22 protein-coding genes, 1 tRNA gene and 1 riboswitch are annotated in these 24,221 nt (G+C 67.0%); of the genes, 15 read left to right on the top strand and 8 right to left on the bottom strand.

Annotated features, from left to right (window positions below):
* The first annotated feature begins 279 nt into the window (after positions 1-279).
* A complete protein-coding gene (gene xth, locus AC1RHV_RS00340) occupies positions 280-1,062 on the top strand; it encodes an exodeoxyribonuclease III (protein WP_054456551.1) in 783 nt (260 codons plus the stop codon).
* Between the two features lie 66 nt (positions 1,063-1,128).
* A tRNA-Ala gene (locus AC1RHV_RS00335) sits at positions 1,129-1,204 on the top strand.
* Positions 1,205-1,338: 134 nt separating this feature from the next.
* Here AC1RHV_RS00335 and AC1RHV_RS00330 read toward each other — a convergent pair.
* Together AC1RHV_RS00330 and AC1RHV_RS00325 are read right to left on the bottom strand one after the other, a co-directional pair.
* Entirely contained in the window at positions 1,339-2,052 is a 714-nt protein-coding gene (locus AC1RHV_RS00330) for an autoinducer binding domain-containing protein (protein ID WP_175182252.1), read from the bottom strand.
* A gap of 161 nt (positions 2,053-2,213) precedes the next feature.
* Positions 2,214-3,170, bottom strand: coding sequence for a LysR substrate-binding domain-containing protein (locus tag AC1RHV_RS00325; protein ID WP_119449089.1), 957 nt, complete (start codon positions 3,168-3,170; stop codon positions 2,214-2,216).
* Positions 3,171-3,291: 121 nt separating this feature from the next.
* On the opposite strand from AC1RHV_RS00325, the gene AC1RHV_RS00320 reads away from it, so the two are divergent.
* From AC1RHV_RS00320 to AC1RHV_RS00310, 3 genes are read left to right on the top strand one after another with little or no spacing between them, the layout of a single operon-like run.
* Positions 3,292-4,425: an ABC transporter substrate-binding protein gene (locus tag AC1RHV_RS00320; RefSeq protein ID WP_492299593.1), complete on the top strand. Its 1,134-nt coding sequence runs from the start codon at positions 3,292-3,294 to the stop codon at positions 4,423-4,425.
* Between the two features lie 26 nt (positions 4,426-4,451).
* Positions 4,452-5,666 carry a thiolase family protein gene (locus AC1RHV_RS00315; protein WP_492299592.1) on the top strand — a complete coding sequence of 405 codons (1,215 nt, stop codon included), beginning with the start codon at positions 4,452-4,454 and terminating at the stop codon, positions 5,664-5,666.
* Positions 5,663-7,168 carry an AMP-binding protein gene (locus AC1RHV_RS00310; protein WP_492299591.1) on the top strand — a complete coding sequence of 502 codons (1,506 nt, stop codon included), beginning with the start codon at positions 5,663-5,665 and terminating at the stop codon, positions 7,166-7,168. Before AC1RHV_RS00315 ends, AC1RHV_RS00310 begins: the two co-directional genes overlap by 4 nt.
* A gap of 47 nt (positions 7,169-7,215) precedes the next feature.
* On the opposite strand, the gene AC1RHV_RS00305 is transcribed toward AC1RHV_RS00310, so the two are convergent.
* The gene (locus AC1RHV_RS00305; RefSeq protein ID WP_119449093.1) at positions 7,216-8,667 is read right to left on the bottom strand and encodes a sodium:solute symporter family protein; all 1,452 of its coding nucleotides are present in this window, start codon (positions 8,665-8,667) and stop codon (positions 7,216-7,218) included.
* Positions 8,668-8,774: 107 nt separating this feature from the next.
* Positions 8,775-8,881, bottom strand: a riboswitch (TPP riboswitch).
* A gap of 174 nt (positions 8,882-9,055) precedes the next feature.
* On the opposite strand from AC1RHV_RS00305, the gene AC1RHV_RS00300 reads away from it, so the two are divergent.
* Positions 9,056-10,336, top strand: a complete 1,281-nt coding sequence (locus tag AC1RHV_RS00300; RefSeq protein ID WP_054456544.1) for an LLM class flavin-dependent oxidoreductase — start codon at positions 9,056-9,058, stop codon at positions 10,334-10,336.
* A gap of 47 nt (positions 10,337-10,383) precedes the next feature.
* Here AC1RHV_RS00300 and AC1RHV_RS00295 read toward each other — a convergent pair whose 3' ends face one another.
* The 4 genes from AC1RHV_RS00295 to AC1RHV_RS00280 are packed head-to-tail and all read right to left on the bottom strand — an operon-like array spanning position 10,384 to position 14,207.
* A complete protein-coding gene (locus AC1RHV_RS00295) occupies positions 10,384-10,602 on the bottom strand; it encodes a hypothetical protein (protein WP_175162594.1) in 219 nt (72 codons plus the stop codon).
* Positions 10,602-12,506, bottom strand: coding sequence for an esterase/lipase family protein (locus AC1RHV_RS00290; protein WP_492299590.1), 1,905 nt, complete (start codon positions 12,504-12,506; stop codon positions 10,602-10,604). Before AC1RHV_RS00290 ends, AC1RHV_RS00295 begins: the two co-directional genes overlap by 1 nt.
* Positions 12,503-13,537 (bottom strand): Lnb N-terminal periplasmic domain-containing protein, encoded by a 1,035-nt coding sequence (locus tag AC1RHV_RS00285; protein ID WP_306653306.1) that lies wholly within the window; start codon positions 13,535-13,537, stop codon positions 12,503-12,505. Before AC1RHV_RS00285 ends, AC1RHV_RS00290 begins: the two co-directional genes overlap by 4 nt.
* On the bottom strand, positions 13,524-14,207 hold the full coding sequence (locus tag AC1RHV_RS00280; protein ID WP_054456540.1) for a MarC family NAAT transporter: 684 nt from the start codon (positions 14,205-14,207) through the stop codon (positions 13,524-13,526). Before AC1RHV_RS00280 ends, AC1RHV_RS00285 begins: the two co-directional genes overlap by 14 nt.
* Before the next feature lie 152 nt (positions 14,208-14,359).
* Between AC1RHV_RS00280 and AC1RHV_RS00275 the strand changes: the two genes are divergently transcribed.
* On the top strand, positions 14,360-14,998 hold the full coding sequence (locus AC1RHV_RS00275) for a TetR/AcrR family transcriptional regulator (protein WP_054456539.1): 639 nt from the start codon (positions 14,360-14,362) through the stop codon (positions 14,996-14,998).
* Here AC1RHV_RS00275 and AC1RHV_RS00270 read toward each other — a convergent pair.
* Complete coding sequence (locus AC1RHV_RS00270; RefSeq protein ID WP_492299589.1) at positions 14,959-16,224, bottom strand: MFS transporter; 1,266 nt, start codon at positions 16,222-16,224, stop codon at positions 14,959-14,961. The two genes, AC1RHV_RS00275 and AC1RHV_RS00270, sit on opposite strands and share 40 nt — an antisense overlap.
* Before the next feature lie 105 nt (positions 16,225-16,329).
* Here AC1RHV_RS00270 and AC1RHV_RS00265 point away from each other — a divergent pair, with 105 nt between their 5' ends.
* The 8 genes from AC1RHV_RS00265 to AC1RHV_RS00230 all read left to right on the top strand — a co-directional run bounded on the left by AC1RHV_RS00265 (position 16,330) and on the right by AC1RHV_RS00230 (position 24,209).
* On the top strand, positions 16,330-17,283 hold the full coding sequence (locus AC1RHV_RS00265; RefSeq protein ID WP_492299588.1) for a LysR family transcriptional regulator: 954 nt from the start codon (positions 16,330-16,332) through the stop codon (positions 17,281-17,283).
* Positions 17,284-17,401: 118 nt separating this feature from the next.
* Complete coding sequence (hutG, locus tag AC1RHV_RS00260) at positions 17,402-18,205, top strand: N-formylglutamate deformylase (RefSeq protein ID WP_492299587.1); 804 nt, start codon at positions 17,402-17,404, stop codon at positions 18,203-18,205.
* Between the two features lie 175 nt (positions 18,206-18,380).
* Entirely contained in the window at positions 18,381-19,562 is a 1,182-nt protein-coding gene (locus AC1RHV_RS00255; protein WP_054456536.1) for an ABC transporter substrate-binding protein, read from the top strand.
* 85 nt (positions 19,563-19,647) lie between these two features.
* Positions 19,648-20,505, top strand: coding sequence for a branched-chain amino acid ABC transporter permease (locus tag AC1RHV_RS00250; RefSeq protein WP_492299586.1), 858 nt, complete (start codon positions 19,648-19,650; stop codon positions 20,503-20,505).
* Positions 20,502-21,518, top strand: a complete 1,017-nt coding sequence (locus AC1RHV_RS00245) for a branched-chain amino acid ABC transporter permease (protein ID WP_054456534.1) — start codon at positions 20,502-20,504, stop codon at positions 21,516-21,518. Before AC1RHV_RS00250 ends, AC1RHV_RS00245 begins: the two co-directional genes overlap by 4 nt.
* Positions 21,515-22,270: an ABC transporter ATP-binding protein gene (locus AC1RHV_RS00240; RefSeq protein WP_175162579.1), complete on the top strand. Its 756-nt coding sequence runs from the start codon at positions 21,515-21,517 to the stop codon at positions 22,268-22,270. The genes AC1RHV_RS00245 and AC1RHV_RS00240 overlap by 4 nt, the downstream gene beginning before the upstream one ends.
* Positions 22,267-22,974 carry an ABC transporter ATP-binding protein gene (locus tag AC1RHV_RS00235; protein ID WP_192327268.1) on the top strand — a complete coding sequence of 236 codons (708 nt, stop codon included), beginning with the start codon at positions 22,267-22,269 and terminating at the stop codon, positions 22,972-22,974. Before AC1RHV_RS00240 ends, AC1RHV_RS00235 begins: the two co-directional genes overlap by 4 nt.
* On the top strand, positions 22,971-24,209 hold the full coding sequence (locus AC1RHV_RS00230) for a thiolase family protein (RefSeq protein WP_492299585.1): 1,239 nt from the start codon (positions 22,971-22,973) through the stop codon (positions 24,207-24,209). The genes AC1RHV_RS00235 and AC1RHV_RS00230 overlap by 4 nt, the downstream gene beginning before the upstream one ends.
* Positions 24,210-24,221: the final 12 nt, after the last annotated feature.

The following is a 24,221-nucleotide window of genomic DNA, read 5'->3' as shown; positions in this document are numbered from 1 at the left end:
ATGTCTATCGCCGCGCCCTCGTTTTCGCCCTAACCTGGCGCTTTTTACAGGGCTTCGAATCTGCTCCAGATTGCTTGCGGCACGAAGCCTCGAAAGCCTCTACGTCAACTTCAGAATGGACAGCCCGCCGGCTCGAGCGGCGCGGCCACGGTATCATCTGCGTCTGTCCCCGGCGACCGCCGACCACGCCCCGGATGTATGGCCAGATGATTAACTGGAACCGGGACCGTGGCAGGCGACGCCGCCGCAAGCCGCATGAATGAACGGTCTACAAAAACCATGAAATTAGCCACCTGGAACGTGAACTCCCTGAATGTGCGCCTGCCGCAGGTGCTGGACTGGCTGGCAGCCAATCCCGTCGACGTGCTGTGTATCCAGGAACTCAAGCTCACGGACGACAAGTTCCCCGAGGCCGCCTTCACCGAAGCCGGCTACCACGCCGTCTGGGCGGGCCAGAAAACCTATAACGGCGTCGCCATCATTTCGCGCGTGCCCGGCACGTCGATGGTGCGCAACATTCCCGGGTATGAAGATCCGCAGCAGCGCGTCCTGGCGCTGACTTTCCCCAGCCCCGAAGGCGATGTGCGCGTGGTCTGCGCCTACTGTCCCAATGGCCAGTCGGTGGGTTCGGACAAGTACGCCTACAAGCTGGACTGGTTCGAAGCCATGCGAGCCTGGCTGGCCGACGAGATCAAGCAGTATCCGCGGCTGGCCGTGCTGGGCGACTACAACGTCGCGCCGGCCGACGAAGACGTGCACAACCCCGAAAAATGGGAAGGCCAGGTGCTGGTGTCCGAGCCGGAGCGCAAGGCTTTCGGCGCCCTGCTCGACCTGGGACTGGCGGATTCCTTCCGCCTTTTCGAGCAACCGGAGAAATCCTTCAGCTGGTGGGACTACCGCCAGTTCGCGTTCCGCCGCAATGCCGGCCTGCGCATCGATCATGTCCTTCTGTCCGCGCCGCTGGTCAAGCGCTGCACCGCCTGCGTCATCGACAAGGAGCCGCGCCGCAACGAACAACCGTCCGATCACGCCCCGGTCGTTGCGACCTTGGCATTCGCCTGATTTTTTGTTCGGCGGCATATTGCGCAGGCCAAGAACATTCCTGTATAGTCTTGGTCTTGCTTCATTGGGGCGGTAGCTCAGCTGGGAGAGCGTCGCGTTCGCAATGCGAAGGTCGGGAGTTCGATCCTCCTCCGCTCCACCAAAATTCCCGCCAAGACAGGGCACTACATTTAACGATGTAGTGCCCTGTCTTGCTTTATGCGCCGGGTTCCGGCATCTGCCGAATCTCGATCCCGCAACGTGCGGAAATCGACTGGCTGCCAAGGCGCCGCCCACTTATCGTAGAAGTCCGAGCAACGCGGCGCGAGCGACGGCTGCAGTCCGATTCCGGGCGCCGAGCTTGGAAATGGCGTTTTTCGTATGGAATCTGACCGTCGACTCGGCAATCGCCAGTATTTCGGACACGTCGCTGCTGGTCTTGCCGTCCGCCGCCCATTTTAGAATTTCGGTCTCGCGGCGGGTCAGCGGAGTATCCGGCGTTAATTTAAATCGCGGCAGCAAGACCCTGCTGAGCGCCAGGTGCGCAACGGTCACCAGCCATCGCATGCGCAATTCCTTGCTGAGCAGTTCCTCATCGGAGAGTTGCTCCTTCTGCCTGGCCAGCGTCAGCATTCCGCCGGTTCCGTACGCGTCCAGGTTCGACTGGGCCCATCCCACACAAAGCCCGGCTGCCTGCGCCTCGTCCCAAAGCTCTGGCGTTTCGGCAAATACCCTCTCCGACCAGACGATAGGCAGCGCAGACTGGCTGCAGTGTTTTACGGTAGGGTCGACTTCCACGTAACGCGCCTGTGCGTAGCGCTCCTGCCACACAGTCGGATAATTGCTGATCATGACGACCTGAGGGTTGGTAAACGGCAAGGCCGTCCCCACTGCATACCCGCAATAAGTAAACCCCAAATCCAATGCAGCGGCTGCCACCTTCGTGAAAACAGCTTGCTCAGTGGTTGCGCTATTAGTCGCCAATAGAAGGTCTTGTGCCCACCGCTTCATTCCGAATTCCGTCCCCGTGCATTTGCATCGCAATCATTTGAAAATCGCACGGCTGAAATCAAGAAAAGGCCGCTGTCGCAATATAGTTAAACTCCTGAAATATTTCAAAATATAAACAAACATGATTACTTGTTTATATTTTATTTATTGACTGCCGGCATTCAAACGCTTGCGTCGGCGCGCACCGTCGTCGCAGCGACTCGCAGCGCATCCAGGAACAACGATGCCGCAGCCGCGGCGCGCGCATCTCGCCGCGTCATGATGCCCACGGGATGCAGCCGCGCCTGCAAGGCCAGCGGCAGGATGGCCAGTTGCCCGTTTGCCGCCAGAGAGCGCGCCACACGCAGCGGGATGGCCGACAGCAGCGAGGTCCGCTGCAACAACGAGACGATGGTCAGAATGGCGCTGGATTCGATGGCTACCTGCGGAAAGCCCGCGCCGCGCGCCGAGACGGCGGCGGCGACCATGCTGTAGAGCGCGGCGTTGCGCGACGGCAGCACCCAGCGGCAGTTGTCCAGCGCGGCGCCGCTCAGGCGGCTGCGCGAGGCCAGCGGATGGGCGGGGCCGCAGACGACTGCGGTAGCCTCGTCGTAAAGGATCTCGCATTGCAGATCCGCGTCCGCACCCTCCACCCCCAGCCGTCCCACGACGCAGTCCAGCTCGCCCGCACGCAAGGCGGGCAGCAACTGCTTTTCCAGGCCCTCGGACAGCTCTATGCGCAGGGCTGGATGGCTTTCTTGCAGGCCTTGCACCGCAAGCGGCACCAGCAGGTGCGCCACCACCGGAAAAATGCCTGCCCGGACCTTGCCGGTCGCGCCGTTGGCGGCCGCCGCGAGTTCGGCGTGCGTCGCGTCCAGTTCATTCAGCAGCAGGCGCGCGCGATCGATCATCAGCAGGCCCAGCGCGGTCGGCGCGACGCCGTGATGCGAACGCTCGAACAAGGGCTGCCCTGCCAGCGCCTCGGCCTCGCCCAGGAGCTTGCTCAGCGCGGGCTGGCTAAGGTGCATGGCTTCGGCTGCCCGGTGCAGATTTCCGACCCGTCCCAGCTCGTGCAACAAGACCAGGTGGCGGATGCGCAGGCGCGATCGCAGCTGCTGCAGAGTGGGGATGTCCGGCATGGAATGCGGTCGGTGAGTTGGTTATCGATTGATAAGGAACCGCAATTATCCAGTTATCGCCGACACGCCCATACTGGGGGCATCCCGCTAGTCGGGCGATATTCAAAAAAGGGGAATAGCCATGTTTCATCGTCTTGCCGCGCTGGCGCTGGCCTGCGCCCTGGCGCCTGCCGCCGCGTCCGCCGACATCCGCATTGGCGTGATCGCCAGCAGCACCGGACCCGGAGCCTCCATGGGGTCGCTGTACCGCAGCACCGTGCCGCTCCTGCCCAAGACGCTGGGCGGCCAGCCGGTGGAATACATCGCGCTGGACGATGCGACCGATCCGTCGTCCGCGGTGAGGACCGCCCGCAAGCTGATCACCGAGAACAAGGTGGACGCCATCATCGGCCCGAGCAACGTGCCAACCTCGATGGCGGTCACGGAAGTCGCCCGCGAAGCCCGCACGCCGCAACTCTCGCTGGCGCCCATCGCGGTCAGCCCGGAGCGCGCCGAATGGATCTTCGTGGTGGCTCACGGCATAGATCTGATGGTGGACTCGCTGACCGCCGACATGGTCAAGCGCGGCGTGAAGAGCGTGGCCTACATCGGGTTTTCGGACGCCTGGGGCGACGCTGTCTACCGCGCCTTGCAGGAATCGGCCGCCAAGCGCGGCATCAAGGTGCTCAGCAACGAACGCTATGCGCGCACCGACAACTCGGTCACGGCGCAGGTGCTGAAGATCGTCGCCCTCAATCCGGGCGCGGTGCTGGTCGGGGGCTCGGGCACGCCGGGCGCCCTGCCCCATCTGTCGTTGCGCGAACGCGGCTATCAGGGCGTTCAGTACAACACGCATGGTGTGATCAACAAGGATTTCCTGAAGCTCGGCGGCAAGGGAGTCGATGGCGTGATCGTGCCCAGCGGGCCCGTGCAGGTGGTGGAACAGCTGCCCGCGGACAGCCCGATCAAGCCGGTCGCCACGCGTTACGCCCAGCAGTATGAATCGACCTACGGCGCCGACTCTCGCAACGCCTTCGCGCCATATACCTACGACGCCTATCTGTTGCTGGACGCGGCCGTGGCCAAGATTCCGGCGAGCACCCAGCCTGGCACCCCGGCCTTCCGCCAGGCGCTGCGCGACGCCCTGGAAAGCCTGCAGGGCACCATCGGCACACAGGGCATCTACATGATGTCGCCCACCAACCACAACGGCCTGGACGAGCGCGGCGTCGTGCTGATGCAGGCCCGTTCGGGCGCCTGGCAGTTCCTGCCGTAAGCCGCCCCTTTGCAGCAGGAGTCCGCATGACCGGCGTACACATTCCTTATGGCGCGTATTGGAGCACGCCTTTCTCGCGCTGGCAGGGCAGCCTGTCGCGACTGCACAGCCTGCGTTTCGCGGCCTGGACCGCGAGCCGCGAACTGGAACGCCGCGGCATCGCGCCCGCGGCGCTGCAGAGCGCGGTGCTGGGCTGCTCGGTGCCGCAGCAGGGCTCGTTCTACGGCTTGCCCTGGGTGGCCGGCATGCTCGGCGCGCCCCATCTGGCGGGGCCGGTGGTTTCGCAGGCTTGCGCCACCTCGGCGCGGGGCCTGGCCACGGCCGCGGCCGAACTCATGCTCGGCAACGCCGAGACCTCGCTGGTCCTCATGGCCGACCGCGTGTCCAACGGACCGCAGCTCTACCATCCCGATCCCGCCGGCCCGGGTGGCTCCGGCGCGCATGAAAACTGGGTGCTGGACAATTTTTCCCACGATCCCTGGAGCGGCCTGTCCATGCTGCAGACCGGGGAGCGCGTGGCCGAGCGCCACGGCATTTCCACGGACGAGCAGAATGCGGTCACGCTGCGCCGTTACGAGCAATATGCGCAGGCCTGCGCCGACGGCCGCCGGTTCCAGCAGCGCTACATGACGCTGCCCTTCCAGGTGCCCGACGCGCGCTACGCCAAGACCGCAACGGTGCTGGAAGGCGATGAAGGCATCCACGCGACGACGGCGGAGGGTCTGGCGCGGCTGACGCCCGTGCTGCCCGGCGGCACCATCACCTATGGCGGGCAGACGCATCCGGCCGACGGCAACGCCGGCATGATTCTGGCAACCGCCGAACGTGCGCGGGAGTTGTCGCAACGTCCTGAAATCGGCATCGAGATACTGGGCTTCGGCCAGTCGCGCACCGAAAAGGGCTACATGCCGCAGGCGCCCATCGAAGCCGCCGGCCATGCGCTGCAACGCGCCGGCCTGGCCGCGGCCGACCTGCATGCGGTGAAGACGCACAATCCCTTCGTGGTCTCCGACATCGCGCTGGCGCGCGCCACGGGGTTGGACGTCATGGCCATGAACAACTATGGCTGCTCGCTGGTGTGGGGCCATCCCCAAAGCCCGACCGGCCTGCGGTCCGTCATCGAGCTTATCGAGGAACTGGCCGAGCGCGGCGGCGGACTGGGCCTCTTCACGGGCTGCGCGGCCGGCGACAGTGCAATGGCAGTGGTCCTGCGCGTGGACGCTGGCGGAGCTGCACGATGAGCCAATCCAGCCTCGAAGGCGTCCTGCGCATTCCCGCGCTGCTGGCCCGCGCGGTGCGCGACTGGCCCGAACGCACGGCCTTGGTCTGCGGCGCGCGGCGCGTCGATTACCGGCGCTACGCCGCCGAAGTCTGGGCGACGGCCCGCCGTCTGCAAGCATGTACGGTGTCCGGCGCGCGGATCGCAACCCTGCTGGGCAATTCGGACCTGGCCTGTGTGGTGACGCTGGCGTTGCAGTGCTCCGGTAACCAGCATGTGCCGCTCAATCCGCTCTATACGGCGCGCGAACTGGAATTCATCCTGCGCGACGCGCAGCCCGCGCTGCTGATTGCCGATGCCGCGTCCATCGCCGTTGCGGCGCCGCTGGCTGCGGCGCTGGGCATCCGCTTGGTCGCGGAAGACGAAGCCCGTGCGTGGCTGGAGCCTGGCATGGACGATGCGCCGCTGGACGATGCCGAGGCCCAGGCGCCCGCCCTGCTGCAATACACCGGCGGCACGACCGGACATCCCAAGGGCGTGATCCTCGGACGCGACGCCATCGCCACCAATGTGTTGCAGCGGGAACTGGCGCTGCCCACCCGCTACGGCGCCGACAGCGTGCTTTGCGCCATGCCGCTATTCCATTCCTATGGCATGGCCATGGGCCTGTTCCTGGCCGCCAGCGCGGCGGCCACGCTGGTGGTGCTGCTGCGCTACCGGCCCGACGACGTCTGCGACGCGGTGGAGCGCGAGCGTATCACGCTGTTTCCGGGCAGCCCCACGATCTATACCGGCCTGCTGTCGCATCCGCGCTTTGGCGGCACCGACTGGTCCAGCGTGCGGGCCTGCTATTCCGGTTCCGCGCCGCTGGCCGAAGAGGTGCACCGGCGCTGGGAAGCTGCGGTAGGCGCGCCGATCTACGAAGGCTATGGCCAGACCGAGGCCGGCCCCATCCTGACTTACAACGGCCCGGCCGGAACCCGCCATGGCTCGGTTGGCACGCCCGTCGCGCGCACCGAGGTGCAGGTGGTCGACCTGGAAACAGGCTCGGTCGTGCTGGCACCCGGCCAGCGCGGCGAAATCCGCGCGCGGGGGCCGCAGATCATGCAAGGCTATCTGGCCAGGCCCGACGCTACCGCTGAAACCCTGCGCGACGGCTGGCTGTACACGGGCGACATCGGCGAATTCGCGGAGGACGGATTCCTGTACATCCGGGACCGCAAGAAGGATCTGGTGATTTCCGGCGGCTACAACGTCTACCCGCGCGAGGTCGACGAAGTGCTGTACCTGCATCCCGACGTGGCCGAAGCCGCGGCGGTGGGCTGGCCCGACAGCTACCGCGGCGAGGTCATCCGCGCCTTCGTCGTCCTGCGGCCGGGCGCGGCAATCGACGAAGCCGGGCTGATCGCGCACTGCCAATCGAATCTGGCGCGCTACAAGGTGCCGGCGGTCATCTGCATACTCGACGCCCTGCCCTACACGGGCGCCAACAAGGTGGACAAGAAGGCGCTGCGCGCGCCATGAACGCAGCGCGGCGCTCGCTGAAAAGCGCCGCGCTGCAAAGCGGGCGCCTAGACGGGATCCCGATCCAGCCGGCGCACCGCCGCGCTCAGCGTCGAAAAATCGAACTCCTTGCGGCCGCGCAACAGGCAGCGCATCAGCACGGTCGTCACCACCGGCACCACCGCCGCCAGCAGGAAGGACTCCAGCAGGAACGAGGGCTTGTCGCCCGGCGCCGGGAAGTAGAACAGGCCGGCCGCCAAGCCGGAGATGGTGGCGACGGTGGCGGTGAGGCCGTCGTGCTTGCGGCTGAACAATCCGTAGAAGACCGGGAAGGCGGCCGCGGAGCACAGCAGGTCGGCCAGCAGGAACAGGTACAGCACGCTGTAGCCTTGCGAGGCCACGATCATGACCGGAATGGCCATCAACAGCACCAGCCAGCGCGCCAGCCGCTTCATGGTCATGGAGCTGGCGTTGGGCATCAGGCGGCGCATGTCGACCGCGATGATGCTGGAGACGGCGCTGATCGCCGTGTCGGCGGTGCTCATGACCAGCGACAGCCCCAATGGAATCAGCGCGATCACGAACCATGCGGGCGCATGCGGCATGATGACGCTGAAGAGCGCGATGGAGCTGTCTCCCTGCGGCGCCAGGCCGACGAAGGCCAGGCCGAACAATCCCATGAGGAAGATGAAGGGCGCGACCAGCAGGCCGCCCAGCAGGAAACCGTTGCGCATGGAGCGCGCGTCGCGGGCGGCATAGATGCGCTGCCAGTTGCCCTGGTGGAATATCCCGGTCAGCAGGATGGCGACGAAGAAGGTCAGCCCCGCCTTGATGCCCACCGGATCGGTCAGGTCCAGCAACTGCGGCGCCTTGGCCTGTAGCGCTTCGATGGTGGGCATGGCCCCGCCCGCGGCTTGCCAGCCGACCAGGCACAGGATCACCAGCAGGGGCACGATCACCATCATCTGCACCTGGTCCGTGAAGATGGACGAGCGCAGGCCGCCGTAGGTGGTGTAGAGCAAGGTGGTGCCCATCACGATGGCGGCCGTGGCCCATAGCGGCACCGGCGCCAGCATGGTGACCAGCTTGGCGATCGCCGTGACTTCGGCCGACAGGGCAATGAAGAGATAGAACAGCATGATGAACAGCGCCAGGCCGTACATGGGCCGGCCGTAGCGCGCCATCAGGAATTCCGTCAGGGTGTGGCCGTGGGGGATCAGTTCGCGCATGCGCCGTCCCAGCGGAATCATGACCAGGCGCGGCGACATCGATCCCAGCGCGTAGCCGATGACCGCAGCCAGGCCGCCCCAGGTCGCCGCCTGCGCCGGCGAGAACAGGATCCAGGCGCCCAGGGTCGAGGCCATCAGCGTCAGGATGGTGCCGAAGGCGCCCTGGCTGTTGCGGGCGACGATGTAGTCTTCCAGCGTGCCGCGCTTGCGGCGGGTGTACAGCACGCTGGCCACGGCAAAGCCGCCCGAAAACAGCAGCAGCCACATCAGGGCGGTTGATTGGGTCAACATGAGTATCGGTCCTCCCGCTGCCGGCGGACAGCCGGACGCGCAACGCGGCGGCCCCGCCACGCTGGTGCGCAGGCCGCAAGATGAATGAAAGTCTAGGGAGGGCGCGCGGACTGCGCGATGTCCTTCCCTTCGCCGGCATTACCCGGATCAGGTTCAAAGGGTTACCGCGATGCCGCGGAATCTCAGCCCTTGCAGGGCTCCCCCAGGAATTGCCGCAAGATTAGGAGAGCGGCACGGCAATGTCAACGCGCCAGGCACGGACGACCGCCCACGGCTTTTGTGCTAAGTTCGCCCGCGTGCGGCGGCAGTTTTCCTGTCCGCCGCCGCAATCGTAGAGCCTGACCATGCCTATCGCGCCTTTTACCGCCCCTGCCCGGGCCGGATCGCCATGCTGCATCTGAACCTGTTCATCTTCGGCTGCGGCCACCATCGCGCCGCCTGGCGCCATCCGGATTCGGCCGCCGAGCGGCTGGGCGACATCGCCTATTACGAGGAACTGGCGCGCACCGCCGAACGCGGCAAGCTGGACGCCATTTTCTTTGCCGACGGACAATCGGTCGACAACATCGGCGACGGCCCGCGCTGGCACCTGGAACCGCTGACCGCCATGGCCGCGATTGCGCGCGCCACCTCCCGCATCGGCCTGATCAGCACGGTCTCCAGCACCTTCTTCACGCCCTTTCACGCAGCCCGCATGGTGGCCTCGCTGGACCATATTTCGGGCGGTCGCATGGGCTGGAACGTGGTCACGTCCATGTTCGACGCCGAAGCGCGCAACCACGGCTACGAGTCCATGCCGGGGCACGACTGGCGCTATGCGCGCGCCGAGGAGTTCGTCGACGTCGCATTGAAGCTGTTTGACTCTTGGGACGCGGATGCCCTGGCCATCGATCGCGCCGGCGACTATGGCGTGCCTGCGCGCGTGCACAAGATCGGCCATCATGGCGAGCATTTCCTGGTCGATGGCCCCCTGACGGTGCCGCGTCCGCCGCAAGGCCGCCCGGTGCTGTTCCAGGCCGGCGCCTCGGACCAGGGCCGCGATCTGGCCGCGCGGCGCGCCGAAGCGATCTACGCCGTCGCCTACGACCTGCCCGCGGCGCAGGCCTACTACCGCGACATCAAGCGGCGCGTGCTGGCCGCCGGACGCCCGGATTTCGTGCCCATCATGCCGGGCCTGGTCACCTACGTGGGCTCGACCGAGGCTGAAGCCCGGGCCAAGCAGCGCGAACTGGACACGCTGCTGCCCAGCGACGCGTCGCTGCGCCAGCTGGGCATGTTCGTGCTGCAGGATTGCTCCGCCTGGGAATTGGACGCGCCCGTCCCCACCCTGCCGCCCCTGGCCGAATTCACCGGCCCCAAGGGCCGCTACGCCACCATCCTGCGCATCATCGAAACCGAAAAGCCCACCGTGCGCCAGTTGCTCGGAAGGTTGGCGGCCGGCGGCGGCCACTGCACCATGGTGGGCACGCCCGAACAGATCGCCGACAGGATGGAACACTGGTACCGCAACGAAGGCGCCGACGGCTTCAATCTGATGCCGCCTTCCCTGCCCGGAGGCATCGACGATTTCGTCGAGCAAGTGATTCCGGTGTTGCAACGCCGGGGTTTGTTCCGCACCGAGTACCAGCACCGCACGCTGCGCGGGCACCTGGGGCTGGAATCCCGATAGGCCGGCGCAGCGGTCCCTGGCCGGCCATTTCGGTCCTGCGCGCAGGATTATCCGGCTTGCGTGACAGGCCGCCTGTGCTTGGCCTTCGCCGCATCGCGCGCGGCTGCCTCGACGATCCGGGCCTGGCGTTTGCGGAAAGTGGCCTGGCGCCTGGCCGCTGCGCGCGTCGCGATCCAGTCATAGAGCAGTACGCCCGGCTGGCGCAACAGCGCCGCGATCAAGATACCGGCGGCGGCGCCCAGCAGGCCGAACAACAACCCGTGCATCAGCGCGCTCCCTGTTCCAGCTGAAGCCGCAGAATGCGCCTGAGCTCCAGGATCGCCTGCGGCGTCTCCTGCACGCTGTGCGAGAACGGAATGATCTTCTCGGACTCGGCTCCGTCCAGATGCGCGCTGCGGTACGGCACCAGCCCGTCGTCCGAATCCGCCAGCGGGACGCCGGGCGTATTGTTCGCAATGATGCTGTGGTAGCGCACCGCCGGCGAAATCGGCATGGACTCGGTCAGTTTCACAAATCGGTCCTTTTCGCTCAGGTTGTCCACGCCATTGGGCACCCGGATCGAGGTTTCTGGCCGGGGCGGCCCATCGGCGTCGGCCAGCCTGTTGAGCTTGGCGAACTGCCTGACTACGGTCACAGGCAGCGTGATCAGGTTGGACAGCCAACGCGACAAAGTGTTCTCGGCAAATGGCGTACCCCGGTGCGGCGCCGCGATGAACACCGCGCGCGAGATGCCGGGAAATGGCTCGAAGCTCAGCACCGGGTCGAATTCAGCATGCGCCTCGGCCAGGCGGGTCTCGTCCAGCTTGGCGTGGTCGCGCAATGCGTCCCACAGCACGGTGCCGGACGAGGATACCAGCAGCCGGCTCAGCACGCCCCCCATGCTGTGCCCGATGATAACGGCATCGCGTGAAGCCTGCGCCGCCCCCATGGGATCGAAATGCTCGATCGTCTGGCGCAGCGCATCGCGGATGGCGCGGTTGTTCAGCGCCAGCGGCGTGTTGGTCGGGTAATAGACCTGCCAGATCTGGTAATTCTGGCGCAGGGTTTCATCGCCCAGCACCTCGTTGGCGACGTTGATCCAGGCCTCGGGGCTGCTCGCCAGACCGTGCAGCATGACGACGGTGCGCCGGTCCGGGTCGTAGGGCTGTAACAGGTATACGTGCGGCGCGTCGATGCCCTCTTCCTTGCCCAGCACGTTGCGCAGCGCCTGGGTGGCGAAGCCCGACCGCGCCAGCCACAGGCCGTAGCCCGACGTGAAGTTGGCGGCCAGCGGCACCTTCGTGCCGGCCAGTTCGACCGAGTCCCGCTTGTATGGATCGTAGGCCGCCAGGGTCGCATTGTGCGTGGCCATGACTTCCTCCAGCGTGCCGCCGGGAAAAGCCATGATGACGGTCACTGCCGGAAACGGCGTTTCACTGTACGGCGTCTTGAAGGTGTCGGCATCGTTGACACGGCGCGCCGTGACCGCCACCAACTCGGCGCCGAAGCCGTCGCGCCGGTACATGCTGCGCAGCCCCCGGAAGGTCAAGTTAGCCGCGGGCACCAGTTCGTGCGGAAACTGCTTGCCGCCGGGCAGCTTGACATCGGACATCTCGCCCACGACCTGCCAGGGTCCCGCCGCCATGCTGGCCCCGGGTTCCGGCGGACGGCCGCGATGCTGCTCGAACAGGCGCGTGACGGCCTGCTGCACCGCGTAGTTGTAATAGTCGCGCACCTGGGTCTGGCGGTCCTCGAAGGCGCGGTCGCTGGGCGAGCGCGGCGTGAAGAACAGATAGGCATAGGCGGCCCGCGCCGTCTGCAGATAGGCGTCCAGCAGCTCGTCCTGGCCGGCCTGGCCGTCGGGGCGCTGCTTCTCCGTGGCCAACGCCTCCATCAGCCAGACTTCGGACAGCGTGGAGAGGCGCCGTTCGCTGTCCAGCCCATCCATGGTGGCAAGCGCGCGGGTACAGGCGTCGCGATCCTTGCGGCATTCCTGCGCGTTCAGGCCCAGCACGGCCATGGACTCGCGCGCGGAGGCGCTCAACTGGCCGGTGGTGAGCACGTCGCCGCGGCGCTGGGCGATGTAGTCCTGGGTGCTGACGGAAGACACCTTGACACCTGCGCAGCCGGCGCACAGCAGCAGGGCCAGGATCGCGCCGCCCTTCGCGCCGGCCGCCCGGATTCCGCTCACTGCGCGGCCCCAGCGGATGCCGGCTGGCGGATGGCCCGCGAAAACTCGACCGGATCGGGGCCCGGCAAAGCGGGCTTGCCAAGGTAGGCTTGTTCGCGCAGCTTGGCCAGCGGCTTGCGGGTATCCAGCCCGCCTTGTTCGTAGAGGTATTCCGGCAGGTAGCCGGACAGGAGGATGCGGTAATCCATCGGCAGGCCCGGCACGATGGCGCGCACCATGCTGTAGACCAGCGTCGTGCAATTGGCGGTCACCGTGTGATAGAAGCGCGGCGCGTCGGCCAGTTCATTCGCGGTGCGCACATAGGACAAGAACAATTCGCGCATGGCGGGCACGGGCATGTCGACGGGATACAGGTACACGCGTTCGGCGCGCGGCCCGGCCCGCACGTAGAGGATGTCGCGCTCCTGCGCGGCGATCACGCTCAGTTCGAACTGCTTGAAGAAGCCGCCGATCTCGGAAAACTGCTCGCCGCGTTCCTTGCGGATCTCGACCGAAAACACGACGTGACGGCCGTCGGTGAAACCGAAGGAGACCAGCGTGTGGGCGATGGCCGGGCTGCCCCAGTACGACAGGACCATGTCCACGGAAACGAGCTCGTTCAGGTTGTACTGCTGGCTTTCCCAGCGCGCCGTGTAGCGCGCGTCGGTATCGGCCTGCCAGTCGAAGTTGCGCACGCTGTCCAACGTGACGATGGATCCGGAGACGCTGCCGCGCAGCGTGCGCGCCACATCGTCCGCCCAGATCCGGTCGTTGGACGGGGCCAGAGTCTGCCACCAGACGCACAGCGCGGCCATGCCGATCAACCAGGTCCAGGCGGATCGCCGCGTGCGTCCGCGCCACAGCGCGACGGCCGCATACAGGCACAGCGCGGCCCAGGCCAGCGCCGCTGCGCCTTGCACCACTGTGCCGCCTGGCATGCGGTAGAACAGCGCCAGACCGCCCCACAGCGCGGACAGGATAAGAACAAGACTGAAGATGACGCGTCCGGCGATCGCCAGGCAGCCGCGCCCGGGTCGATTACATGCCGCCATGCTGTTGCACGATTTCCAGAACGCCGTTGATCACGAACTGCACCGCCATGCACACGAGCAGGAAGCCCATGATGCGGGAGATGGCTTCCACCCCGCCCTGCCCGATCACGGCCACGATGCGCCCGGCCGAACGCAGGCATATCCAGAACAGCAGGCCCAGCAGGGAGAACACGAGGATGGGAGTCACCGCCAGCACCCAGGGCGCATAGGTCTGCGTCACCGAGGCATCGAGGGTCGCCGCGCCGCTGATGATCATGGCGATGGTGCCGGGGCCCGCCGTGCCAGGCATCGCCAGCGGCACGAAGGCGATGTTGGGCGTCTGCCGATTGGCCTGGGCATCAGCCACGTCGGCCTCGGAGGCGGTCGACGGCGCGGATGGGAACACCATGCTGAAGCCGATGCTGGCCACGATCAGCCCGCCGGCGATGCGCAGCCCCGGGATCGAAATGCCGAAGGTATGCATGATCCAGGCGCCGGCGTAGTAGGTGACCAGCATGATGCCGACCACGTAGAAGGCGGCCTGCCTGACCTGGCGTTCGCGCTCTTTATAGGGAATCTGCTGGCCCAGGGACAGCAGCAATGTCATGGAGGTCAGGGGATTGGCCAGGGGCAGCATCAAGGCCAGCCCCAGGCTGACCAGTTTTCCCAATTGAACCAGGTCGTCGATCATGGTGATGAGCGCTGCGGGCGCCGGCGTTGCGGCGGGTCACAGCTGCTTGGATGATGTTGCAAGCGCGTAATGTACTATACATTACACAAATTCAACCAGACATCCGCCTGGTGCAAGAGAGTCCGCGACCGATACGCGGCCATGGGAATGAAGTGAATACGATTCCAGACGATACGGCGCCGCGCGCGCTGACCAGCCGGGGCGAGGCGCGCCGCGAGCGCCTGCTCGAAGCCGCAACCCAGTCACTGCTGGAGCACGGCTACGCGCAAACTTCCATCCAGCGCATCGTGCGCCAGGCGGGCGGGTCGGCGGCCACCGCCTACCAGCTATTCGGCAACAAGGAAGGCCTGCTGGTTGCGGTGCTGGAGCACGAATTGAACGGCATGCGCGCGGCAGTCTTCGCCGACGCCATGCTGGACCAGCCCGTCGGTCCCGCTCTGCATGAACTTGCGCGACGCCTGCTGACCTACGCCCTGCAGCCCAAATCGGCTGCGCTCTACCGCCTGATCGTGTCGGAATCGCATCGCCTGCCGCACCTGGCCGAATCCCTGCGGCAGGCGGTGGAAGTGCAACTGCACGCGCCCCTGGAACAATGCCTGACACGCGCTTGCGCGCGCGGCGAATTGCGCATCGACGATCCGCGCCTGGCAGCGCGTACCCTGGGCAACCTGATCAACGGCATCGCCTCGCACGCGCGGCTGACCGGCGGCCGCGCCGACGGCCCCGACGCAGACCATCTGGCCACCTGCCGCTACGGGGTGGATACCCTGTTGCGCGCCTTCCGCGCGTAATCGCCGCGCCACTCGCCCCACCCAGCCCGCGCCAGCATCAGCGCCGGCCAGAGCATGCAGGCCGCGGCCGGCCATAGATTGGCCCGCAGCCCCAATGCGTCCACGCTGGGCACGCCCAGCAGCGAACCTGCCGCGATGCCCAGGTTGAACACCGCGACGAACAGCGATGTGGCGGCTTCCACGGCATCCGGCGCGGCCTTCATCATCCAGGTTTGCAGCGACACCGACACCGCGCCATAAGCCAGGCCCCACAGCAAGAGCAAGACCGCGACGGCCGGGCGCAACTGCCCCAGCATGCCCAGCAGCAGCAAGACCATCAGCAGGCTGACCGCGATCATCAGCAGCGTCGCGGCCGGCCGCCTGGCGGCCGCAGTCCCGCCCAGGAAGTTGCCCGCCACACCCGCCGCGCCGTAGGCGAAAAGCAGCGGTCCGATCCAGTTCTCTCCGAACGCCGCGTGGATCTGCAGCAGCGGACGGACGAAGGTGTAGGCCATGAAATGGCCCGCGACGAGGAACAGCGTGATCAGGAGACCCCGCCGCAGGCCCGGATTGGCCAACTGCGACACCAGTTGGCGCGGACGCAGCGAACGCGCGGTGGGCAACGGCGGCAGGTTGAGCAGATTCAGCAGCAGCACGGCGGCGCACAGCGCGGCCATGGCGCCGAAGGCCGCGCGCCAGCCAGCCAGCTCGCCGATGAAGGCGCCCAGCGGTACGCCCAGCACGGACGCCACCGCTACCCCGCCGAAGATGACGGAAGTGGCCAGTCCCACCGAGCCCGCCCCGACCAGCCTGCCCGCCAATCCACCCGCGATCGCCCAGATGCCGCCGATGCAAAAGCCCACCAGCACCCGCGCCGCCAGGAACCACGCCATGCTGGGCGCCCAGGCGCTGGCCGCGTTGGCGCAGGCCAGCAGCGCCAGCAAACCGCAAAGGATCACGCGGCGGTCCGCCCCCTTCGCGCCGATGACGACCAGCGGCGCGAACAGCGCCGCCAGGATGGCCGGCACGAACAACATGAAGCCGCCCATGCCCACCGAAACGTCGAGCGCCGCGGTGATGGGCACGAACAGCCCCACCGGCAGCATTTCGGTGGTGACCACGCAGAAGGTCGCCAGGCCGACGGCGATCACGCCCAGCCACGCACGCCAGCCAGCGCGCTCAGGCATGGGTTCGGTAAACGAAGCGCCGGCGATGGCGTGGTCTTCAGGGGAAATGCCGCGAGTCATGGTCAAAGGTTCCAGGCAAGGCCCAGGCCGGGCCGACTCCTGGGCAGTCTACTGTTTCCATTTCGCTGATAAAGTAGGAAAACCAATAAACACAAGGGACGAATCGTGCGCAATTCATCCTACCCAGCCGCCCGTCTGGACCACATCGGCGATCTGCTCGCGTTCGTGCGCGTGGCCGACACCCAGAGCTTTACCGCCGCGGCCGAAAAGCTGGGCCTGTCGCGTTCGGCCGTCGGCAAGTGCATCGCGCGCCTGGAACTGGGCCTGGGCGCGCGGCTGCTCCACCGCAGCACGCGCAGCGTCAGCCTCAGCGACGAAGGCCGCGTCTTCTACGAACATGCGCAGCGCATCCTGTCCGAAGTGGACAACGCCACCGACGCCATGGCCAGCCGCAAGCAGGCGCCGCGCGGCCGGCTGCGCATCGACCTGCCGGTATCGCTGGGACGGCTGCACATCATGCCGCTGCTGCGCGACTACCTGCGCGATTGGCCCGAAGTCGAGGCGGACGTCAGCTTTTCCGACGACTACATCGACTTGGTGCGTGACGGCGTGGACGTCGCCATCCGCATCGGCGGCGAAACCGACAGCCGGCTGGTGCGCCGGGTGCTGGCGCCGCATCGCCTGATCACCTGCGCCGCGCCCGGCTACCTGGCCCGCCACGGCGCGCCAGCCAGCCCGGATGACCTTGCTGGCCACCGCACCCTGGCCTACACCCATGCCGGCGCACTGGTGCCCTGGCGCTTTGCCGTCAACGCACAGGAACGCAGTGTTCATGTCGCTGGACGGCTGAGGCTGGGCAACACGGAAGCGCTGCGCGACGCCGCGCTGGCGGGCGAAGGCATCGTCCAATTAGGCGCCTTCCTGGTGGGGGAGGATCTGCGCGCCGGCCGGCTGGCGCCGGTACTGGAATCGGTAGCGCCGGCCGGCGCGCCGGTGTGCGCGGTCTATCCGCACCGGCGCCACCTGGCGCCCAAGGTGCGCGTCCTGATCGACGCCATCGCCGACAGATGGCGCGACGGCGCGCCCTGGACCAGCGACGCCGCGCCGCCGCGGCCATAGGCGTGCGCCCGATCCACTATGATTGCCGGCATTGCCCCGCCGGGCGCAATACCGGACACCCAGGGACGCTGCCAGGCATGCCCTTGCCTGCGCCCCGCCATTTCCCCCGGAGTTTTACTTGAGCGACATCTACCAATTCAGCCGCGGCACGGCGCCGCTGCTGATCTCCATTCCCCATCTGGGCAGCATGATCCCCGACTCGCAGCGCGCGCAGATGACGCCGCTGGGCCTGCAGTCGGGCGACACCGACTGGCACCTGGACACGCTGTACAGGTTCGCCGAGGCGCTGGGCGCGTCCGTCATCGGCGCGCGCTATTCGCGCTACGTGGTGGACCTGAACCGCCCGCCCAACGATGAAAGCCTGTATCCCGGCCAGACCAAGACCGGCCTGTGCCCGATCCAGACCTTCCGCGGCGAGGCCCTCTACCGCAACGAGGCCGTCCTGACCGACGCGGAACGCGAACACCGGCTGCAGACCTACTGGAAGCCCTACCACGCCAAGCTGTGCGAGGAGATCGACCGCATCAAGGCCGAGCACGGCACCGTATTGCTGTGGGAAGCGCACTCGATCGCCAGCGTGCTGCCGCGCCTGTTCGAAGGCAAGCTGCCCGACCTGAACATCGGCACCGCCGACGGCGCGGCCTGCGCGCCCGACATCCTGGCGCCCGTCGAAGAGCGGCTGCGCGAAAACACCGCCTACACCTGGGCGGTGAACGGCCGCTTCAAGGGCGGCTACATCACGCGCCACTACGGCAAGCCCGCCGACAACGTCCACGCCATCCAGCTGGAAATGTGCCAGTCCACCTACATGGACGAAACGCATCCCTACGCCTATCGCCCCGACCTGGCGGGCCAGGTCATCCCGCTGGTCGAAAGCATGGTGCAGTCGGCGCTGAAACAGACCGAAGCGCGCCAGCGCTGACCGCAAGCCGGTCCCCACCCCGAACCGCCCCAGGCGCTTGCCGCCTCGGGGCGGTTTTTTTTGTCTCGGCGCTCGGGTATTCCCCAATTTTTCACATCACAATCCAAAACGTAGTATCTCAACCGCGCTACGTAAAACATTACGAGCCATAACGAAAAATACGCGGAGACAGAAAATGAAGACATGGAGTCACGCCGCCTGCGGCGCGCTGGCGCTGTGCGCCCTGTATGCGACAGGGGCGCGCGCCGCCGATCCCGACACGTTCAAGATCGGCGGCGTGGTCTCGCTGTCGGGGACCTACGGCATCTTTGGCGAAGACATGCGCAAGGGCGTCACCATCGCCATCGAGCAGCGCGGCGGCAAGGTGCTGGGCAAGCCCATCCAGGTCACCTGGGAAGACGATGAAACCAAGCCGCAGCCCGCGGTGCAGAAAACCACCCGCCTGATCTCCGATGGATCGCAGATGATCTTCGGCGCGGTCAGCTCGGCCAGCACGCTGGCCATCATGAACATCGCCAAGCAGCGCAAGATTCCCCATCTGGTCACCATGTCGGCCGACGACAAGATCACGGTGCCGGGCGGCTCGCGCTATACCTTCCGCACCTCCAACACGCTGGGCATGGAGCAGCGCATGGCGCTGGCCTACTCCAAGGAGCAGAAGCTCAAGCGCATCTACGGCGTGACGGCCGACTACCAGGCCACGCGCGACAGCTGGGACTGGTACCGGCGCGAAGCCGAGAAGGCCGGCATCGAGATCGTGGGCGCCGATTTCCCGCCGCTGGGCAATCGCGACTATTCCTCCATCGCCGACAAGATCGCGCGCTCCAACGCCGACGGCGTGGCGCTGTTCATGACGGGCTCGGACGCCGTCACCATGGTCAAGCAGGCCGGCCAGATCGAACTGGGCAAGACGCGCAAGATCTTCGGCCCGGTGATCGCCGACGAGACCATGGCGGCCGGCGTCGGCCCCACCGCGGTCGGCGTGCAGTCGGGCGTGAGATATCACTTCACCGTCGAGAACGACGCCAACAAGGCATTCGTCGAGGCTTTCCGCAAGAAATACAACGAGTTCCCCTCGGCCGCCGCTGGCGAAGCCTACGACGGCATGAGCTGGTGGCTGGACGTGGTCGACAAGACCGGCACCTGGGACAAGGAAAAGTGGGTCGAGGCGTTTGCCGCCAGCGAGCGCACCAACTCCGTGGAAGGCAAGAAAACCATGCGCGCCTGCGACCACCAGGCCATGCAGAACGGCCTGTGGGGCGTGGTGGACACGGGCAAGCCGCCGCAGCCCGCCTACGTCATGGACATCGTCAAGGTGTTCCCGCCGGATCAGGTTTTCGAACCCTGCGCGGGCTGAAGCCGCCGAGTGACGCACCCGCCGGTCCTCGTGGACCGGTTTTCCCCCCGGCGCGCCCCTGCGCGCCGCCTGACGGATTTTTGCCATGTCCACCGTGATCATCGGCCTGAGCCTGGGAATGCTGCTGTTCCTGCTGGCGTCCGGCCTTACGCTTATCTTCGGCATGCTGGGCGTCATCAACTTCGCCCATGGCGCGCTGTACATGCTGGGCGCCTACCTGGCCTTCGACATCCAGCTGCGCACCGGTTCCTTCATCGCCGGGCTGGTCGTGGCAACGGTGGGCGTCGGCCTCGTCGGCGTGGCGATGGAACGGCTGGCCCTGCGACCGCTGTACAACCGCCCGCACTTCTATCAACTGATCCTGACCTTCGGCTTCATCCTCGTCATCAGCGAGGCCGTGAAGTTCGTCTGGGGCCTGGGCTACCAGGAAACGCCGATGCCGGCGCTGCTGGCGGGCACGGTCGAACTGGCCGGCAGCACCATCCCCGTCTACCGCCTGTTCGTCATCGTCTTCGGCCTGCTGGTCTCGGCCGCGCTGTTCTTCGTGCTGGAGAAAAGCACCTTCGGCATGCTGGTGCGCGCGGCCAGCAGCGACGGCGAAATGGTGCGCATCCTGGGCCTGCCGGCCGCCACCATCCGCAGCGCGGTGTTCGGCGTGGGCGCGGCGCTGGCCGGGCTGGCCGGCGCCATCTCCGCGCCGTTGTTCCCGATAGAGCTGGGCATGGCCACCAACACCATCATCGACTGCTTCATCGTGGTGATCCTGGGCGGGCTGGGCAATATCCGCGGCGTGGTCGCGGCGTCGCTGTTGATCGGCATGGTGCGTGCGGTGGGCTACACCTTCATGCCCAGCTGGGTCGACATCCTGACGTTCGCCATGCTGATCGCCACCCTGCTCACCCGTCCGCAAGGACTGTTCTCCCGCCCAGCGAGGCTGGCATGACGACTTCCCGCCAAGATGCCGCCATCGCGGCAGGCGTGGCCGCCGCGGTGATCGCGGTGCCCTTCTGCACGCAAAACGACTTTCTCCTGAACCTGACCATCCTGATCATGGTGTGGTCCATCTTCGCCGTGGGTTTCGACCTGGTGTTCGGCCTGCTGGGCATGGTGTCCTTCGGCCACGCGGCCTTCCTGGGCACCGGCGGCTACGCGCTGGCGCTGGCCACCCAGCGCTACGGCCTGCCGTTCGAGGCCGGGCTGGCGCTGGCCGTCGTGGCGGGCGCGGCCTGCGCCTGGATCTTCAGCGTGTTCGCGCTGCGGGTCTCGGGGATCTTCTTCGCCCTGGTCACGCTGGCGCTGTCGCAGCTCATGTACATCCTGGCCGACAGCAAGTTGCGCGAATGGACCGGCGGCGCCGACGGCCTGCCCGGCATCGGCCGGCCGGAACTCGCGGGGATAGACTTCTTCGATACCGTGAACTTCTATTGGTATGTCGCCGCCGTGTTCGCCCTGGTGATGGCCTTGATGGCGATGCTGCGCGCTTCGCCCTTCGGCCGCGCGGTCGCGGGCGTGCGCCAGAACGAGATCCGCGCCGCCCAGCTGGGCTACAACGTGCAGCGCCTGAAGCAGATCACCTTCCTCGTGTCCGGCGCCGTCGGCGGCCTGGCGGGCGGACTGCTGGCCGCGGTGCTGATGTACATGAACCCGCAGATGCTGCACTGGACCACCTCCGGCGACGTCATCATCATGACCCTGCTGGGCGGCGCCGGCACCCTGTGGGGACCGGTGGCCGGCGTGCTGCTGTTCGAGGCGCTGAAGGAATGGCTCAGCGGCTGGACGCCCTATTGGTACGGCATCCTGGGCCTGGTCTTCATCCTGGCCACGCTGTACTTCCCGCAAGGAGTGCTGGGCGCGCTGCAGGCCCGCTGGAGCCGCAAGCGCCCCGCGGCGCCCGCCCCCGCCAGTCCACCCGCCCCCGCCGTGCCGCTGGCGCCGCGCGAAGGGAGCCCGTCATGAGCGATATCGCACTGCAATGCGCACAGGTCAGCGTCACCTTCGGCGCGCTGCGCGCCATCGAGGACTTCAGCTACGCCTTCGAAACCGGCCGCGTCTACGGCCTGATCGGCCCCAATGGCGCGGGCAAGACCACCCTGCTCAACGTGCTGTCCGGCAACCTGCCCGGACATGGCGGGCGCATCCTGTGCCACGGCGCGGACATCTCGCGCCTGCGGGCCCATGAGCGCGCCAGGCATGGCATCGGCCGCAGCTTCCAGATCACCAAGATCTTTCCTGAAATGACGGTGCTGGAGAACCTGCGCATCGCCGCGCAGATCAGCCACTCGCATCTGCTGCCGTTCTGGCTGGCGCCGCGCTACGACCGCCGCCTGGCGTCCACCATCGACGCCATGCTGGAACTGACCGACCTGACGGCATGGCGCGACACCGTGGCGGGTACCTTGTCTTACGGCTTGCAGCGCGCGCTGGAGCTGGGCCTGACGCTGCTGCCGGACCCGCGCATCCTGCTGCTGGACGAACCGCTGGCCGGCGTCGGCCACCATGAGATAGCCGCCGCCACCCGCCTGATCCGCCACGCCGCCGCCGGCCGCACGGTGCTGCTGATCGAACACAACATGGACGTGATCATGACGTTGTCCGAACACATCGTGGTGCTGTCCAACGGCCGCAAGGTGGCCGAGGGACCGCCGGCCGCCATCCGCGACGACGCCACCGTGCGCGCCGTCTATCTGGGCGAGGAGGTGGCGGCATGATCGAACTGCAACATGCCAGCGTGCACTACGGCCAGGCGCTGGCGCTCAAGAACATAGGCTTGCGCGCGGCCCAGGACGAGATCGTCGCCATCGTCGGGCGCAACGGCGCTGGCAAGTCCACCGTGCTCAAGACGCTGATCGGGCTCATGCCGCTGTCCGCCGGCAACCGCCTGATCGCCGGCCAGGACGCCACGCGCCGCGCCGTCGAACAGATCAGCCGCGACGGGATCGCGCTGGTGCCCGACACGCGCCGCATCTTCCCCAACCTGACGGTGCGCGAAAACCTGCGCATGGGCGCACTGGCGCACCAGCCCGGCTACTGGACGCAGGACCGGGTGCTGCAGGTCTTTCCGCGGCTGGGCGAACGCATAGGCTTCCATGGCGACCAGCTATCCGGCGGCGAACAGCAGATGCTGTCGATCGCGCGCGCCCTGCTGGGCAATCCGCGCGTCCTGCTGCTGGACGAGCCGACCGAGGGGCTGGCGCCGCGCATCGTCAACGAACTGATCGAGGTCTTCGCCGAAGTCCACCGTCAGGGCACCGGCATCGTGCTGGTCGAGCAGAACCTGAAGGTGCCTGCCCGCCTGGCGCACCGCCAGTACGTGCTGGACCACGGCGAAATCGCCTGGAGCGGATCGGCCGCGGAAGTCCAGGCCGACCGCCACATCATCGAATCCATCCTCACCACGGGCATCCAAGCATGAGCAACGACACCACCTACATCGCGGGCGTGGGCATCACCCGCTTCGACAAGCAGCCGGCCAAAAGCGTCAAGGACCTGGTGCGCGACGCGGTCACGCAGGCGCTGGCCGACGCGGGTTGCGACGCCGCCGACCTGCAGGCGGCCTATTTCGCCACCGCCGGCCAGGGTTCCATCGAAGGCCAATACATGGTGGCCGGCCAGGTTGCGCTGAAGGCCATGGGCATCGCCGGCATCCCCGTCGTCAACGTGGAGAATGCCTGCGCCAGCTCCAGCACCGCGCTGAACACCGCGCACTTGTACGTAGCCTCGGGCGCGGGCGACATCTGCCTGGCCGTGGGCGTGGACAAGCTGTTTTCCGAGGACAAGGCCAAGAGCTTCGCCGTGTTCGACGGCGCCTGGGACGTGCACGACGCGCCGGCGCAGATGGCGCGCCTGATGGCACTGGCGCCCGACGTGACGCCCCCGCCCGGCTTCGAAGAGCCGGGCAAACGCAGCGTGTTCATGGACATCTACGCCAGCCTGGCGCGGCTGCACATGAAGACCTTCGGCACCACCCAGCGCCAGCTTGCCGCCGTGGCCGCCAAGAACCACATGCATTCCACCCGCAATCCGCTGGCCCAGTTCCAGTACCCCATGACGATAGACGAGGCCCTGGCCGCCCGGCCCGTGTCCTGGCCGCTGACCCTGCCCATGTGCGCCCCCATCAGCGACGGCGCGGCCGCCGCCATCGTCTGCAACGCCCAGGGCTTGAAGCGCCTGCAACGCGCCCGCGCCGTGCGCTTGTACGCCAGCGTGCTGCGAACCGCCACCGACCGCCCGGCCGACCGCTACGACCGGCACCTGTGCCATCTGGCCGCGCTCGAGGCCTACGAGCGCGCCGGCGTCGGCCCGCAGGACATGTCGCTGGCGGAAGTGCACGACGCCACCGCCTTCGCCGAGATCCAGCAGACCGAGGCGCTGGGCTTCTGCGCCTTCGGCGAAGGCGGACCGATGGCCGAGTCCGGCGCCACCAGCCTGGGCGGCCGCATCCCCATCAACGTGTCCGGCGGCCTGTTGTCGCGCGGCCACCCCATTGGCGCGACCGGGCTGGCGCAAGTCCACGAAATGGTGATCCAGCTGCGCGGCGAAGCCGGCGCCCGCCAGGTCGAAGGCGCGCGCTTCGCCATCGCCGAGAACGGCGGCGGCTTCAACGGCGTGGAAGAGGCGGTGACCTGCATCACCCTGCTTGGCCGCTGATCCGCGCCCCCA

It is taken from the genome of Achromobacter sp. GW823-FHT04E03, from assembly GCF_058796095.1.
This window is presented reverse-complemented; position numbering and strand designations above follow the sequence as displayed.